At 69.0% G+C, this 14,753-nt stretch carries 13 protein-coding genes and 1 riboswitch; of the genes, 5 read left to right on the top strand and 8 right to left on the bottom strand.

Annotated features, from left to right (window positions below; genetic code table 11):
* Positions 1–90: 90 nt before the first annotated feature.
* From AB0I69_RS26365 to thrC, 3 genes are all read right to left on the bottom strand, one after another.
* Positions 91–297, bottom strand: coding sequence for a cold-shock protein (locus tag AB0I69_RS26365; RefSeq protein ID WP_019057200.1), 207 nt, complete (start codon positions 295–297; stop codon positions 91–93).
* Between the two features lie 431 nt (positions 298–728).
* A complete protein-coding gene (locus AB0I69_RS26360; protein WP_067371782.1) occupies positions 729–1,004 on the bottom strand; it encodes a MoaD/ThiS family protein in 276 nt (91 codons plus the stop codon).
* Positions 1,005–1,089: 85 nt separating this feature from the next.
* A complete protein-coding gene (gene thrC, locus AB0I69_RS26355; RefSeq protein WP_363098143.1) occupies positions 1,090–2,385 on the bottom strand; it encodes a threonine synthase in 1,296 nt (431 codons plus the stop codon).
* Between the two features lie 17 nt (positions 2,386–2,402).
* Positions 2,403–2,559, bottom strand: a riboswitch (SAM riboswitch).
* A gap of 171 nt (positions 2,560–2,730) precedes the next feature.
* On the opposite strand from thrC, the gene AB0I69_RS26350 reads away from it, so the two are divergent.
* Both AB0I69_RS26350 and AB0I69_RS26345 read left to right on the top strand, forming a co-directional pair.
* A complete protein-coding gene (locus AB0I69_RS26350; RefSeq protein WP_363098142.1) occupies positions 2,731–3,675 on the top strand; it encodes a glucosyl-3-phosphoglycerate synthase in 945 nt (314 codons plus the stop codon).
* 105 nt (positions 3,676–3,780) lie between these two features.
* Entirely contained in the window at positions 3,781–5,286 is a 1,506-nt protein-coding gene (locus AB0I69_RS26345) for a trehalose-6-phosphate synthase (RefSeq protein ID WP_363098141.1), read from the top strand.
* Between the two features lie 162 nt (positions 5,287–5,448).
* Here the strand turns inward: AB0I69_RS26345 and otsB are convergent, their stop codons facing one another.
* The 3 genes from otsB to AB0I69_RS26330 all read right to left on the bottom strand — a co-directional run bounded on the left by otsB (position 5,449) and on the right by AB0I69_RS26330 (position 7,916).
* Positions 5,449–6,312, bottom strand: coding sequence for a trehalose-phosphatase (gene otsB / locus AB0I69_RS26340; protein ID WP_363098140.1), 864 nt, complete (start codon positions 6,310–6,312; stop codon positions 5,449–5,451).
* Positions 6,313–6,377: 65 nt separating this feature from the next.
* Positions 6,378–6,629 carry a DUF3263 domain-containing protein gene (locus tag AB0I69_RS26335; RefSeq protein ID WP_363098139.1) on the bottom strand — a complete coding sequence of 84 codons (252 nt, stop codon included), beginning with the start codon at positions 6,627–6,629 and terminating at the stop codon, positions 6,378–6,380.
* A gap of 42 nt (positions 6,630–6,671) precedes the next feature.
* The gene (locus AB0I69_RS26330; protein ID WP_363098138.1) at positions 6,672–7,916 is read right to left on the bottom strand and encodes an extracellular solute-binding protein; all 1,245 of its coding nucleotides are present in this window, start codon (positions 7,914–7,916) and stop codon (positions 6,672–6,674) included.
* A gap of 131 nt (positions 7,917–8,047) precedes the next feature.
* Here AB0I69_RS26330 and AB0I69_RS26325 point away from each other — a divergent pair, with 131 nt between their 5' ends.
* The 3 genes from AB0I69_RS26325 (at position 8,048) to AB0I69_RS26315 (ending at position 11,283) form a co-directional block, all read left to right on the top strand.
* On the top strand, positions 8,048–8,992 hold the full coding sequence (locus AB0I69_RS26325) for an ROK family protein (protein ID WP_363098137.1): 945 nt from the start codon (positions 8,048–8,050) through the stop codon (positions 8,990–8,992).
* Positions 8,992–10,203 (top strand): N-acetylglucosamine-6-phosphate deacetylase, encoded by a 1,212-nt coding sequence (gene nagA / locus AB0I69_RS26320; protein ID WP_363098136.1) that lies wholly within the window; start codon positions 8,992–8,994, stop codon positions 10,201–10,203. The genes AB0I69_RS26325 and nagA overlap by 1 nt, the downstream gene beginning before the upstream one ends.
* Positions 10,204–10,350: 147 nt before the next feature.
* Positions 10,351–11,283, top strand: a complete 933-nt coding sequence (locus AB0I69_RS26315) for a 1-phosphofructokinase family hexose kinase (RefSeq protein WP_363098135.1) — start codon at positions 10,351–10,353, stop codon at positions 11,281–11,283.
* A gap of 566 nt (positions 11,284–11,849) precedes the next feature.
* Here AB0I69_RS26315 and AB0I69_RS26310 read toward each other — a convergent pair.
* Positions 11,850–12,821: a carbohydrate-binding protein gene (locus AB0I69_RS26310; protein WP_363098134.1), complete on the bottom strand. Its 972-nt coding sequence runs from the start codon at positions 12,819–12,821 to the stop codon at positions 11,850–11,852.
* A gap of 119 nt (positions 12,822–12,940) precedes the next feature.
* A complete protein-coding gene (gene cdgB, locus AB0I69_RS26305) occupies positions 12,941–14,599 on the bottom strand; it encodes a diguanylate cyclase CdgB (RefSeq protein WP_363098133.1) in 1,659 nt (552 codons plus the stop codon).
* Between the last annotated feature and the right edge of the window lie 154 nt (positions 14,600–14,753).

Below are 14,753 nucleotides of genomic sequence, written 5' to 3'. Positions count from 1 at the left end.
GAAGGGCCCGTACCCCAGGAGGTGCCCCCCAGGAGTACGAGCCCTTCGGTCAGGAACGAAGAACGTCGCTGCTGTTCGTCGGCGCGTGCTTCAGCTGGTCGCGAGCCGGACCATGTCCGCCTGCGGCCCCTTCTGACCCTGCGAGATCTCGAAATCGACCCGCTGACCCTCTTCCAGGGTGCGGTAGCCGTCCATCTGAATCGCGCTGTAGTGGACGAAAACATCCGCACCACCGTCGACCGCGATGAAGCCGTACCCCTTCTCCGCGTTGAACCATTTGACGGTGCCCTGAGCCATGCCTAACTCCCCTATTACTGGCCCTTGCACGGATCCACACTTCGCGGATCCGGGTCAGACCTCACCCCCCACAGGATTGGGGGCGTGCGCCGGAACGCGTCGACCGCGGCCGAATGTATCCGTCCAACTGCCCTCTGCAACAGGTCAATCCGACGAGAATTCCGGGCAGGACCGGTCGGGAATGTACGGAGAATTCGTCCGACTTCAGGGCAAGTCGGGCCCGACAAAGGGAACATAAGGCGCAAAATACCTGCACACTTTGGCTACTTCTCATCGCACGCGGAGCCGGTACTCATATGCGTCCGGCATGCGGAGTGGAGCGGGTTCCCCAACTGTACCCCGCTCAACCCTACAGAATTGCCCCCTCCGCTTCTCTCACGGAGGGGGCAATTCGATGAACTCTCAGTAATCGGCGTTACCGAGGGTAATTATCAGCCACCGGCAACGGCCGGAATGATCGAGACGCCGGCCCCGTCCGGAGTCGCCGTCTCCAGCCCCTGCTCGAACCGCACGTCGTCGTCGTTCACGTACACGTTGACGAACCGCCGCAGCTTGCCCTGATCGTCCAGGACCCGGGCGGAGATCCCGGTGTGGTTCTTCTCAAGGTCGGTGATGACCTCAGCAAGGGTGGCACCTTCGGCGGAGACCTCGGCCTGCCCGCCGGTGTAGGTGCGGAGAATGGTAGGGATGCGGACACTAACGCTCACGATGAAACCTCCGGTCAGATGATTGCCCTAGGGGCGCGGGGAACTGCGCGACCAGCCCCCACCGGCCCGCAGCCAAAGAACGACGCTAGGACGCGAGTCCAGCTTCCCTGAACGACTCAAGGCTGGGTCGGATAGTCGCAGTGAGCCCGGTACCGGCAACCGCGTCCAACGTCTTGAGCCCATCACCGGTGTTCAGCACAACCGTGGTCAACGTCGGATCCAGCAACCCGTTCTCGATCAGCTTCTTAGCGACACCCACCGTCACACCACCGGCGGTCTCCGCAAAGATCCCCTCGGTCCGCGCAAGCAACTTGATCGCGTCGACAACCTGCTCGTCGTTGACGTCCTCAACAGCCCCACCGGTCCGCCGAGCGATGTCGAGGACATACGGCCCGTCCGCCGGGTTCCCGATAGCCAGCGACTTGGCGATCGTGTTCGGCTTCTGCGGACGTACGACGTCATGTCCCGCCTTGTACGCGACGGACACCGGCGAGCACCCCTCCGCCTGCGCGCCGAAGATCTTGTACGGCTTGTCCTCGACGAGCCCGAGCTTGATCAGCTCCTGCAGCCCCTTGTCGATCTTCGTGAGCTGCGACCCGGAGGCGATGGGAACCACGAGCTGGTCCGGAAGCTGCCAACCGAGCTGCTCGCAGATCTCGTACGCCAGCGTCTTGGAGCCCTCCGCGTAGTACGGCCGCAGGTTGACGTTGACGAAGCCCCAGCCCTCGCCGGCCGGGTCGCCGATCAGCTCGGAGCAGAAGCGGTTCACGTCGTCGTAGTTGCCCTCGATGCCGACGAGCTCGCCGCCGTAGATCGCGGCCATGACGACCTTGCCCTGCTCCAGGTCGTGCGGGATGAACACGCAGGAGCGGAAGCCGGCCCGGGCGGCGGCGGCACCGACCGCGCCGGCGAGGTTGCCGGTGGAGGAGCAGGAGAGGGTGGTGAAGTTGAAGGCGCGTGCGGCCTCGATGGCCTGCGCTACGACGCGGTCCTTGAAGGAGTGCGTCGGGTTGCCGGAGTCGTCCTTGACGAACAACTTGCCCGCGTCGACGCCCAGTTCGCGGGCGAGGTTGTCGGCCTGGACGAGCTTGGTCCAGCCGGGGTTGATGTTCGGCTTGTCGGCCACGTCGGCGGGGACGGGCAGGAGGGGCGCGTACCGCCAGATGTTCGCGGGGCCCGCTTCGATCTGCTTGCGGAGCTCTTCGGTGTCGTAGGCCGAGAAGTCGTAGGCGATCTCCAGCGGGCCGAAACACTCCTCGCAGGCGAAGACCGGACCGAGCGGGACGCGGTGGCCGCACTCGCGGCAGGAAAGCGCGGCGGCGGGGCCGAGATCGACGCTGTTCAGGGGGTTCGTGGTGCTTGCGACAGTCTGCGCAGACATGGAGGGGAGGCCCTTTCTCCTCATCTTCCTCACGACGCATCTCGCCGTGAGACGGATTTGGCACCTTCCCGAGCCGGGAGCCTCACCACGTCAATGTGCATCTGCGTGACAAGACCGGCTGGAGGGTTGCCGGGGCTTCATCGGGCCGTATCCCTCTGCCCCTCTGGATGAGCGGTATTCGATTGTGTACACCGACGACCCCCGACATGCGATGGTCATCAGCGTTGTTCAAGACTGTAACCGAAGGCCAGGACAGTTGAGTGAGCCGTCCGAACCGCGAGATGGATCACATACTCACTGTCTGTGACCAGCCCTCGCCGAGAGAACGCAGAGGAGCCGCGCAACGTGCTGAAGGATGTCGAGCGCTGGCTGAGCACCCGCTCCTGGTCTGTGACCGATCGCCCGCTCCATAAGATTCTGGCCGCCAAACACCGCACGGGCCAGTCGGTCAGTGTGGTGCTGCCCGCGCTCAACGAGGAGGAGACGGTCGGCGAGATCGTCGCCATCATCCGTCACGACCTCATGCAGCAGGTCCCGCTCGTCGACGAGATCGTCGTCGTCGACTCCGGGTCCACCGACCGCACCTCCGAGGTGGCCGCCGCGGCGGGCGCCCGGGTCGTCCACCGGGACGACATCCTGCCGCGGATCCCCGCCGTGCCCGGCAAGGGCGAGGTGCTGTGGCGCTCGCTGCTGGTGACGAGTGGCGACATCGTCTGCTTCATCGACGCGGACCTGAAGGAGTTCTCCTCCGACTTCGTCACCGGGATCGTGGGCCCGCTGCTCACCGAACCCGGCGTCGACCTCGTCAAGGCGATGTACGACCGCCCGCTCGGTGGCGCGGCGGGCCAGGGCGGACGCGTCACCGAGCTGATGGCCCGCCCGCTGCTCAACATGCACTGGCCGCAGCTGGCCGGTTTCGTGCAGCCGCTCGGCGGCGAGTACGCGGCCCGGCGCTCGCTGCTGGAGCAGCTCCCCTTCCCCGTCGGCTACGGCGTCGAGCTGGGCATGCTCGTCGACGCGCTGCACCTGGTGGGCCTGGACGCCCTCGCCCAGGTCGACGTCGGTGTGCGAAAGCACCGGCACCAGGACGGGCAGGCGCTGGGGCGGATGGCCGCGCAGATCTACCGCACGGCGCAGCTGAGGCTGGCCCGCGGTCACCTGATCCGGCCGTCCCTGACCCAGTTCGAGCGGGGCCCGGACGGTTTCGAGCCGCGCACGTACTCCGTGGACACGGAGGAACGGCCGCCGATGGCGGACATCACCGAGTACCAGTCCCGCAAGGTGGCATAACCGCACAGTCATAGACGGTCACGGACGGTCGTATACGGACTCTCGCAGTCCGCCGACGGCCGTCCGTACGTTTGAGCGTTTCCGGGCCGGGCTAGGTTGTGGCGTATGGCTTCCACGGCTTCTACGGCTTCCACGCCCCCTCGCGGTGCTGCTCAGGTGCTCGTCGCGTCCAATCGCGGTCCGGTCTCGTACGAGGTGGGCGACGACGGTTCGCTGAACGCCAGGCGCGGTGGTGGCGGGCTGGTGTCCGGGCTGTCGGCGATCGGGCCCGACGCGGGCGCGCTGTGGGTGTGCTCGGCGCTGTCCGACGGCGACCGGGAGGCGGTCCGGCGCGGGGTCGGCGAGGACGGCGTGCGGATGCTGGACATTCCGGCGGACGTGCACGCCGACGCGTACAACGGCATCGCCAACTCCGTGCTGTGGTTCGTCCACCACATGCTGTACCAGACCCCGCTGGAGCCGGTCTTCGACGCGGAGTTCCGGCGCCAGTGGGCGTCGTACGAGACGTACAACCGGGCGTTCGCGGAGGCGTTGGCCCAGGAGGCGGCCGAGGGTGCGGCGGTGCTGGTGCAGGACTACCACCTGTGTCTGGTGCCGGGGATGCTGCGCGAGCTGCGGCCGGATCTGCGGATCGGGCACTTCTCGCACACGCCGTGGGCGCCGCCGGAGTACTTCGCGATGCTGCCGGACGACATCCAGGTGCGGCTGATGGAGGGCCTGCTCGGGGCGGACCGGGTGGCGTTCCTGACCTGGCCGTGGGCGACGGCGTTCGAGAGGTGTGTGCAGGGTCTCGACCCTTATCGGTGGCTGCCCGAGTGGCCGTCGGGCGCTCCCCGTGCGGTCGAGCACCTGCGGAAAGATCCGGATACCGGCCGCGAGCGGATCACCCGCAAGACGCTCATCGGTGTCCACAGCCTCGGTGCCGACGCCGAGTTCCTGCACGCCCGCTCGCACCAGGCGGACGTCGAGGAGCGCCTGGTGGCCCTGCGCGAGGAGATCGGCGCAGGCCGGAAGACGATCGTCCGGGTGGACCGCACCGAACTCTCCAAGAACATCGTGCGCGGGCTGCTGGCGTACCGCCAACTCCTCGACGACCACCCGGAGTTGCTGGAGCAGGTCGTACACGTGGCCTTCGCCTACCCGTCACGGCAGGACCTCGCCGTGTACCGGGACTACACCGCCGAGGTGCAGCGGCTCGCGGACGAGATCAACTCGCAGTACGGGACGCCTGGTTGGACCCCGGTGGTGCTGCATGTCAAGGACGACTTCGCCCGCTCGCTGGCCGCGTACCGGCTCGCCGACGTGGCGCTCGTCAACCCGATCCGGGACGGCATGAACCTCGTCGCCAAGGAGGTGCCCGTCGTCTCCGACGAGGGGTGCGCGCTGGTGCTGTCCCGGGAGGCGGGTGCGTTCCAGGAGCTGGGCAAGGACGCGATCACCGTCAACCCGTACGACGTGATCGGCACGGCCGCCGCCCTCCACGAGGCCCTGACCATGCCGGTCGAGGAACGAGCCGAGCGCACAAAGAGGTTGGCGGCGGCGGCTACAGCGCTTCCTCCGGCTCAGTGGTTCCTGGAGCAACTGAACGCGCTGCGGGATCAAGTGAGTTGAGCGGGGCCGGGGCGGGGCGCGTCGGAGGAGCGGTGCGGCGGCAGCGGGGAGTCGCTGGAAGCTGGGGTCATTTCTAACCACTGAAGTGGATAGTGAATGGTTAGAAAGGACCCCAGCTTCCGGAGGGGCAGTAGGTCCACGCCCCCAACACCCGGCAGCGAGTCACCCCAGTTGAGCCGCGAGCGCTGACAGCAGGGCCACAACCCCCGCCGCGCCGTCCACCACCAGGTCCGCCCGCTCCCGTAGTTCCGTGACCTCGTCGCTGCCGCTGCACACCAGCAGCCCCGGGACGCCGTCCGAGCGGAGTTTCTCGACTGCCGCGAAGGCGGGGAGGTCGCCGAGGTCGTCGCCTGCGTAGAGGACGGACTCGGCGCCGGTCTCGCGGAGGTAGTCGAGGAGGGCTACGCCCTTGTCCATGCCGGGCGGGCGCAACTCCAGGACCAGGCGGCCGGGTTCGACGATCAGGCCGTGGCGGGTGGCGAGGTCGGTGAGGGGGGCGCGGAGGGCCTCGAAGGCGGCCTGGGGGTCGGTGGCGCGGCGGGTGTGGACGGCGACCGCGCGGCCCTTCTCCTCGATCCACGTGCCCTGCCAGGCCCCGATCCGGTCGAGGAAGCCCGGGAGTTCGGCGCGGACCGCCGCGACCCCGGGGTGGGGGGCGGGCGCGCTGACCGTGCTGCTCACCGCGTCCCAGCGTTCCGTGCCGTAGTGGCCCAGCACGACGAGGTGTTCCAGGCCGCGGACGCCCGCGAAGCCGCCGTTGCGGACCGCCACGCCGGCCGGGCGGCCGGTGATCACGGCCACGGACGCCACCTTCGGGGCGAGTGCGGCCAGCGCCGGTACCGCGTCCGGGTGCGCCCGGGCCTGCTCGGGGTCCGGCACGATCGGTGCGAGCGTGCCGTCGAAGTCGAGGCCGATCACCGCGGAGGCCGGTTTGGCGAGGATCGCCTCCAGAGCCTCGCGACCGGCGCGGGTGACGGGGGTCGGCAGTACGTGCAGGGGATCGGTGGAGTCCTGAGGGCTGCCCATACGGCGACCCTATCCGGGCCTGGCCGAACGCACCCCTCGCTCACCGCCGCACGGCCAGGGGACCCTCACCTTTCCGACCGACGCGTCTCCCGCACCCGTCGCAACCTGTTCACCGTGACCGGGTCGTGCGCCAGCGCCCGCTCGTCGTCCAGCAGGGCGTTGAGCAGCTGGTAGTAGCGCACGGGGGCCAGGCCCAGCTCCTCGCGTATCGCGCGCTCCTTCACGCCGGGGCCCGGGAAGCCGCGGCGCTCCAACGCGAGGATGTCCTGTTCCCTTCGGTTCAGCGCGGGAAGCCGCGGGGGCCGGTCCTTGTCCATGCCCTGCACCGTAACCCCCGCCACTGACAACGACCCCAGCTACTACTTTCCGCTCTCCGCCAACGACGCCGCCGCCTGCAGCTGCCCCAGCACCGCACCCGGGCTGCCGTTCGCGGCCACCGCCTGCCCTATCCGCTTCTTGATGTCGGCGCTGACCGTGGCCCAGGAGGTGTTGCCGACCGGGTAGAGCGTGGACAGCGGGAGCTCCTCCAGGAAGGGCCGTAGGTTCTGGTCCTGCTTCGACACCGTCATCGCCTCGGACGCGGAGTTGGTCACCGGCAGCAGGTCGTACTCGCGGGAGAAGGCGAGGACGTTCTTCTCGCTGTAGACGAAGTCGAGGAAGTCGCCTATCTGGTCCTTGTGGCCGTTCTGCTTGAACGCGGTCATCCAGTCGGCGACGCCCATCGTGGTCTTGGCCTTGCCGGTACGGCCGGGCATCGCGACCGTGCCGAACTTGACGCCCTTCTTGGTGGCCTGCTGGATGAGGGTCGGGTGCCCGTTGAGCATGCCGACGTCACCGTTGGCGAAGGCGGCGAACGCGTCCGCGCGGTTGAGCTCGGCGGGCGCGACGGGACCGGTCAGGCCCTTGGCGACAAGGTTGTCGCGCAGCCAGGTGAAGGTGGAGACGTTCTGCGTGGAGTCGAGGGTGTAGGTGCCGATGTCGTCGGTGTAGCCGCCGCCCCCGCCGAGCAGCCACTGCATCGTCTCGGCCTGCGCCTCCTCGGAGCCGAGGGGCAGCGCGAACGGGTACTTCACGCCCTTCTCCTTCAACGCCTCCGCGTCGGCGGCCAGCTCGCTCCAGTCCTTCGGCGGGGTGATGCCGGCCTCGGTGAAGAGGGTCTTGTTGTAGAAGAGGACGCGCGTAGATGCGGCAAATGGCATGCCGTATTTGTTGTGGTCCACCTCCCCCGCGTCCGCGAGCGGCTCCAGGAAGTCGGCCTCCACGGGGATGGAGAGCAGGTCGGCGGTGGAGTACAGCTTGCCCGCCGCCGCGTAGTCCGCGTACGCGCCGATCTGCGCCATGTCGGGCGCCTTGCCGGCGTCGACCATCTCCTTGACCTTGCGGTCGACGTCGTTCCAGGAGTAGACGCTGACCTCGACCTTGACGTTCGCGTGCTTCGCCTCGTACGCCTTGGCGAGTGCGTCCCAGTATTTCTGCGAGCTGTTGGACGCGGAGTCGCCGTAGTCGGCGGCGACCAGTTTCAGGGTGACGTCACCGGAGCCCCCGCCGAGGCCGCACCCACCGAGGACCGCCGTCATGCCCAGTACGGACGTCACCGCGATCATTCCTGTCCTACGCCGCTGCACTGCCGAATCCCCAACCTTTGCTGTCGTGACGTTCGCTCTGCGAACCCATAAGGTCTACACCACGTGAGTGGACTAGACCTCTCCCGGGTAGACGGGCCACACTGTCCCCCGTGAGACATGTCATCGCCCTCGACGTGGGCGGCACCGGGATGAAGGCCGCCCTCGTAGGCGCGGGCGGCGAGCTGCTCCACCGTGCCCGCCGGGCGACCGGCCGCGAGCGCGGTCCGGACGCGGTCGTCGAGCACATCCTCGACTTCGCCGCCGAGCTGCGCGCGTACGGCGAGGAGCACTACGGCGAGCCCGCGTCCGCCGCCGGCGTCGCCGTCCCCGGCATCGTCGACGCCGAGCGGGGCATCGCCGCCTACTCGGCCAACCTCGGCTGGCGCGACGTACCCCTGCGCGACCTGCTGGCCGCCCGACTCGGGGGCGTCCCGGTCGCCCTCGGCCACGACGTCCGCACCGGCGGCCTCGCCGAGGGCCGCATCGGCGCGGGCAAGGGCGCCGACCGCTTCCTGTTCGTGCCGCTGGGCACCGGTATAGCGGGCGCGATCGGCATCGACGGCCGGGTGGAGGCGGGCGCGCACGGCTTCGCGGGCGAGATCGGCCACATCGTCGTACGACCGGGCGGCACCCCCTGCCCCTGCGGCCAGACCGGCTGCCTGGAGCGGTACGCGTCCGCGGCGGCGGTGACCGAGGCGTGGGCGACCGTTTCCGGCGACCCCGGGGCGGACGCGGCGGACTGCGCGAAGGCGGTCGCTTCCGGGGACCTCCGCGCGGAAAAGGTCTGGCAGGAAGCCATCGACGCCCTCGCCGACGGCCTGCTCACCGCCCTCACCCTCCTGGACCCCCGCACGATCATCATCGGTGGCGGCCTGGCGGAAGCGGGGCAAACGTTGTTCACACCACTGCGGGACGCCGTCCGGCAGAGGGTCACCTTCCAGAAATTGCCGTCCATCGTCCCGGCGGCCCTGGGGGACACAGCCGGATGTCTAGGTGCAGGCCTCCTGGCCTGGGATCTCCTCAACTCAACCGACCGCACGGAGGTAGCACCCTAATGGCACCCACCTCAGGGGCGCGGGGAACTGCGCGACCAGCCACGACGAGCCCGCGCCCCGCAACGGCCAATGCCCCCCTGATCCTGTCCGGTGCCAACCTGGTCCTGCCCACCGGAACCGTCAAGAACGGCCGACTCATCATCGACGGCACCCGAATCACCGGTGCCGCTCCTGAGAACGCCCAGGTACTCGACGTCACCGGCTTCACGCTGGTACCGGGATTCGTAGACCTGCACAACCACGGAGGTGGCGGCGCCTCGTTCACCTCCGGCACCGTCGAGGACGTCCTCAAGGGCATCCACACCCACCGCCTGCACGGCACCACGACCGTCGTCGCCTCAACGGTCACCGGCGACATGGACTTCCTCGCCCAGCGCGCCGGACTGCTCTCGGAGCTGGCCGAGCAGGGCGACCTCGCCGGCATCCACTTCGAGGGCCCGTTCATCTCGCCGTGCCGCAAGGGCGCGCACTCCGAGGCGCTGCTGCGCGAGCCCGACCCGGCGGACGTCCGCAAGCTGGTCGACGCGGCGCGCGGCTGGGCGAAGATGGTCACCCTCGCGACCGAACTGCCGGGCGGCCTGGACTCCGTACGCCTGCTCGCCGAACACGGCGTCATCGCGGCGATCGGGCACACGGACGCGACGTACGAGCAGACGGTGGAGGCGATCGACGCGGGCGCGACGGTCGCCACGCACCTGTTCAACGCGATGCCGCAGCTCGGGCACCGCGAACCCGGTCCGATCGCGGCGCTCCTCGAAGACGAGCGCATCACGGTCGAGTTGATCAATGACGGCACCCATCTCCACCCCGCCTCCCTGGAGTTGGCGTTCCATCACGCGCGCGCGAACCGGGTGGCGCTCATCACGGACGCGATGGACGCGGCGGGCTTCGGCGACGGGCGTTACATGCTCGGCCCGCTGGAGGTCGAGGTCAGTGAGGGCGTGGCGCGGCTGGTGGAGGGCGGTTCGATCGCGGGCTCGACCCTGACCCTGGACCGGGCCTTCAAGCGCTCGGTGACGGTCGACCGGCTGCCGGTCGAGGACGTGGTCGCCGCGATCTCGGCCAACCCGGCCAGGCTGCTGGGGAGTTACGACGAGATCGGCTCGCTGGAACCCGGCAAGTACGCGGACCTCGTGCTGCTGGACTCCGCGTTCGACCTCAAGGGCGTGATGCGCCGCGGTGAATGGGTGGTCGATCCCCAACTGGGTTGATATGCACCGCCGTTGAAGGCGGAGACCGATGGAGGTGGGCGGCGGTTGTCCTGGGGGGCTGGGAGGACCGCCGTCCGTTTGGCATCATCGAGCCTCCGGAACACACGGCAAGCGCATTCATGCGGTATTCGGGGGAGGTCGGCCCGGGTGATCCTCACGGTCACACTGAACACCGCTCTCGACATCACCTATCGGGTACGGGAGTTGCGACCGCACGGTTCGCACCGCGTGTCCGAGGTCACCGAACGGCCGGGCGGCAAGGGGCTGAACGTGGCCCGGGTGCTCGCCGCCCTCGGTCACGAGGTGACGGTCACCGGGTTCACGGGCGGCGCCACCGGACGCGTCGTACAGGAACAACTCGCGGGCACGCCAGGCGTGTTGGACGCGCTCGTCCCGGTCGCCGGCGCGACCCGGCGCACGATAGCGGTGGTCGACGAGCTGACCGGTGACACGACTCAACTCAACGAGCCCGGCCCGACGGTCACTTCGGCGGAGTGGTCGGCGTTCCAGGACGTGTACGAGGCCCTGTTGGGTGACGGGGTCTCGGCGGTGGCCCTGTGCGGAAGTCTGCCGCCGGGGCTGCCGGTGGGCGCGTACGCGGGCCTGATCCGCACCGCGCGGGCGTCCGGCGTCCCCGTCCTCCTCGACACCAGCGGTGAACCCCTGCGCCGCGGAGTCGCCGCCCGCCCCGACATCGTCAAGCCCAACGCCGACGAACTGGCCGAACTCACCGGCTCCCACGAGCCGTTGCGCGCCACGCAGGACGCGCGGCGCCGGGGCGCCCGCGCGGTCGTCGCCTCACTCGGCGCGAAAGGCCTGCTGGCGGCGACCTCGGAGGGCCACTGGCACGCGACGCCCCCGACACGCGTACCCGGCAACCCGACCGGCGCCGGCGACTCGGCGGTCGCGGGCCTGCTGTCAGGGTTGGTGGAACGCCTGCCGTGGCCGGACCGCCTGGCACGGGCCGTAGCCCTGTCGGCGGCGACCGTACTGGCGCCGGTGGCGGGCGAGTTCGACCGCTCGGCCTACGAGGAGCTGCTGGGGCGGGTCGCGGTGACGGGGGACGCCAGCGCGGCTTGAAACCGACCAACCAACCTTGGCCGACAACCGTCGACACCCGCCAACCCTCAAAACATATAGTCGCCAGCGACCAAGATCTACCTCTCACTGGGGGAACACATGCGCAAATCATCGGCCATCAAGCGACTCACTGTTCTGGGAATGGCCTCAATGGGACTCGTCGTCTCCTTGAGCTCCACCGCGTCGGCGGATCAGGCAGGTGTCTGGATGACGGATGGTCACTCCTTCAAGATCCGAAGCAGTGCCAGCACTTCATCGACCGTGCTCTACTCGATCACCGACCCTGGCACCAGGGTTCCCTGCACCACGACTCCCTGCACGCGAGACAACAGCGGTGGCTCCTACACGTGCTGGTCCGGGGGGCCTTCCGGCAACGACTGGGTCAAGGTGAGCTGGGGCGGCAAGACGGGTTGGGTAGCCATCCTCTGCGTCGAAGGCGGACGCATCTAAGCAACGCGGTGTCATCGCCTGGCGTCTGATCGACGGCCGTCGGAAGCTCACTCTCCGACGGCCGTCGAACGCCGCGGCCTGATGCGCCCCGGCCCAATCCTGACCTGGTGGCCCGGTTACTTCTTGACCTGTCCCTGCTTCACCCACAACTGGTCCAGTAGGACGTTGCAGTTGTCAGGGTTCTCACAGGACAGGGCGATCGTGTTGGTTCCCTTGGTGAGGGAGGGCCAAACGAAGCTCGTCGTCCAGCCGTTGGCGAAGTCGCCGTCCTTGGCGCCCCTGTAGTTCTTCAGACCGAACGGGCTGCCGAACTTCTTGCCGTTGACGCTGAGCGTCATCTGCTGGTCGTCGCTGGTCGCGCTGTAGTGCGCGAACACCGTGTAGATGCCGTCCGAGGGGATGCCGTTGATCTGCCAGGTGACCGAGGCGCCAGCGGCGTTCAGGCCCGTCACATAGATGCCGCCGTCGGCGTCGGCGCCCTTGACGTCCGACGCCAGTGTGGCGCCGCCCTGGAGGTTCAGCGCCTTGGCGTCGATGGTCTGGGTCGCCAGCCCACTCGACGCGCTGGTGCTCGGCGACGGACTCGACGAAACGCTCTGCGACGCCGACGGCGTCGACCCCGCCCGGTCGCCCGTCTTGTTGTTGTCGTTGCCGTTCATCATCGCCACGCTGATGCCGATGACGACCGCCGCGACCACCGCGATGGCGCCGATCAGCAGACCCTTGGTGTTGGGGCCGCGGCCCCGGCCGCCGCGACCGCCGTCGTACGACGGGGGCTGCTGGCCGCCGGGCGGGCCGCCGGGGAACGTCTCCGGGGCCTGGTAGTGCGCGTTCGGCTGGGCGCCGTAGGGCTGCTGCTGCGGGACCGTCTGGCCGTACGGCTGCTGGTACTGCGCGGTGGGGGCCGCGGCGGCCTGCTGGCCGCCGTACTGGCGCTCGCCCACCGGGCGCACTCGGTTGACCGAACCCGGGTAGCCGTAACCGCCGCCGGACGGCGGCTGGGCGCCGGCGGCCTGACCGTCCTCGTACAGGTAGCCGAACGGGTCGTCGTCCTCGGGCGTGCTCGCGCCGTTGTTGCCGGGCGTCATCCCTAGGTACTCCTCAACAGGTGCGGGTGCAGATACGTACGTCTGGAGAACTGCGAGCCTACCCGCTCCGCGTCGTCCAAACGGGTGACTCGGGTCGCATCAGATCGCTGACCTGGAGATCATCCCGCGCGTCTGTGCTGTTTGGGACGAGATCGTTTCTCGATGTACATCCGTTCGTCAGCGGACTTCAACACCTCGTCCGCCGTCATGCCGCAGTGGGCCCATCCGATGCCGAAACTGGCCCCGACCCGCATGGCCCGGCCGTCGACCCGGATGGGCTGGATGATCTCGTTCCGCAGGCGTACGGCGAGGTCGGCGGCGTCGGCCTTGCCGAGGCCGTCGGCGAGGACGACGAACTCGTCGCCGCCGAGCCGGGCCACCGTGTCGCCGTCGCGCACGGCCCGGCCGAGCCGCCGCGCGACCTCGATGAGGACCGCGTCGCCCGCGTTGTGCCCGAACCGGTCGTTGATCGACTTGAAGCCGTCGAGGTCGCAGAAGAGGACCGCGAGCCCCTTGGTGCCGTCGTCGCGCTCGCCCTCGGGGGCGATGGTGTGGACGTGGTGGTCGTAGGCGTCGAGGAGGTCGGCGCCGGGCCGGAAGTCGAAGCCGTGGCCGTTCGCGTCGTAGGCCGCGTGTCCGTACGCGGCGTCGATGGACTCGATCTCGCCGGGGAACGCGGACGTCGGGCGCTGGCAGAGGCGGGCGGAGAGGCGGGTGCGCAGCTCGGCCGAGTTCGGCAGGCCGGTCAGCGCGTCGTGCGCGGCGCGGTGGGCGAGCTGCAGCTCGCGGCGCTTGCGGTCCTCTATGTCCTCGACGTGGGTGAGGAGGAAGCGCGGTCCGTCGGCGGCGTCGGCGACGACGGAGTTGCGCAGTGAGACCCAGAGGTAGGTGCCGTCCCGGCGGCCCAGGCGCAGCTCCGCGCGTCCGCCCTCCGCCGAGGTTCTCAGCAGGGTGCCTATGTCCTCGGGGTGGACGAGGTCCGAGAAGGAGTAGCGGCGCATCGCGGAGGCGGGGCGGCCAAGGAGGCGGCACAGGGCGTCGTTGCTGCGCAGTATTCGGCCGTGCTGGTCGCCGCCCATCTCGGCTATCGCCATGCCGGAGGGGGCGTACTCGAAGGCCTGCCGGAAGCTCTCCTCGCTTGCGCGCAGGGCCTGTTGCTCGCGCTCCAGCCTGACAAGTGCGCGCTGCATGTTTGCGCGTAGACGTGCGTTGCTGATCGCGATGGCGGCCTGGAAGGCGTACATCTGGAGTGCTTCGCGCCCCCATGCGCCCGGCCTGCGCCCGTTGCGCGGCCGGTCCACGGACAGGACGCCGATCAGCTCGCCGCACGAGCCGCCGGGCACGCCGGGCGTGTACATGGGCGCGAACAGCCGGTCGGAGGGGTGCCATTCGTCGTCGAAGCGGGGTGCGGGACCGTCGGTGTACCACTGCGGTACGTCGTCCTCGTCGAGGACCCAGCCCTCGGTGTGCGGGATGAAGCGCAGGTCGCCCCAGTCCTCGCCCATGCCGAGCCGGCGCTCCCAGGAGGCGCGTGAGCCGACCCGGCCGGTGATGAGTGCCTCGGCGGCGGAGTTGCCGGAGAAGGCGGCGACCACGAGGTCGCCGTCGGGGCGTACGAGGTTGACGCACGCCAGCTCGTACCCGAGGCCGTGGACCACGCCGTCGGCGACGGTCTGCAGGGTGTCCGCCAGGCTGCGGGCGGTGTTCATGTCCGCCATGACCGTATGCAGTTGCCGCAGGTTCTCAAGACGGACGTAGGGTTCCGACTCGGTCTCCATACTCGCCCTCCCCCCGAGACCTCGCAGCGAATCAAGGGTCATCTTCCCCGCCACTGAATCACAGCGCGCTGCCCACTCGGTACACAGGGTCAACAATTAATACCCCTTGTGACTCAAGTCACAGCAGAAGATGAACAATTGAGTGGAGTTTCTG

Source organism: Streptomyces sp. NPDC050508 (assembly GCF_040655155.1).
GTDB lineage: Bacteria > Actinomycetota > Actinomycetes > Streptomycetales > Streptomycetaceae > Streptomyces.
Note: the sequence above shows the minus strand (reverse complement) of the source record. Positions and strands in the feature narration are given on the sequence as shown.

Excerpts from the sequence above, each read along its gene's own strand:
- AB0I69_RS26310 (WP_363098134.1), bottom strand. The coding sequence starts at position 12,821 with ATGACGCCCGGCAACAACGGCGCGAGCACGCCCGAGGACGACGACCCG.
- otsB (WP_363098140.1), bottom strand. The coding sequence starts at position 6,312 with ATGGGCAGCCCTCAGGACTCCACCGATCCCCTGCACGTACTGCCGACC.
- thrC (WP_363098143.1), bottom strand. The coding sequence starts at position 2,385 with ATGTCTGCGCAGACTGTCGCAAGCACCACGAACCCCCTGAACAGCGTC.
- AB0I69_RS26345 (WP_363098141.1), top strand. The coding sequence starts at position 3,781 with ATGGCTTCCACGGCTTCTACGGCTTCCACGCCCCCTCGCGGTGCTGCT.
- cdgB (WP_363098133.1), bottom strand. The coding sequence starts at position 14,599 with ATGGAGACCGAGTCGGAACCCTACGTCCGTCTTGAGAACCTGCGGCAA.
- AB0I69_RS26365 (WP_019057200.1), bottom strand. The coding sequence starts at position 297 with ATGGCTCAGGGCACCGTCAAATGGTTCAACGCGGAGAAGGGGTACGGC.
- AB0I69_RS26330 (WP_363098138.1), bottom strand. The coding sequence starts at position 7,916 with ATGATCGCGGTGACGTCCGTACTGGGCATGACGGCGGTCCTCGGTGGG.
- nagA (WP_363098136.1), top strand. The coding sequence starts at position 8,992 with ATGGCACCCACCTCAGGGGCGCGGGGAACTGCGCGACCAGCCACGACG.
- AB0I69_RS26335 (WP_363098139.1), bottom strand. The coding sequence starts at position 6,629 with ATGGACAAGGACCGGCCCCCGCGGCTTCCCGCGCTGAACCGAAGGGAA.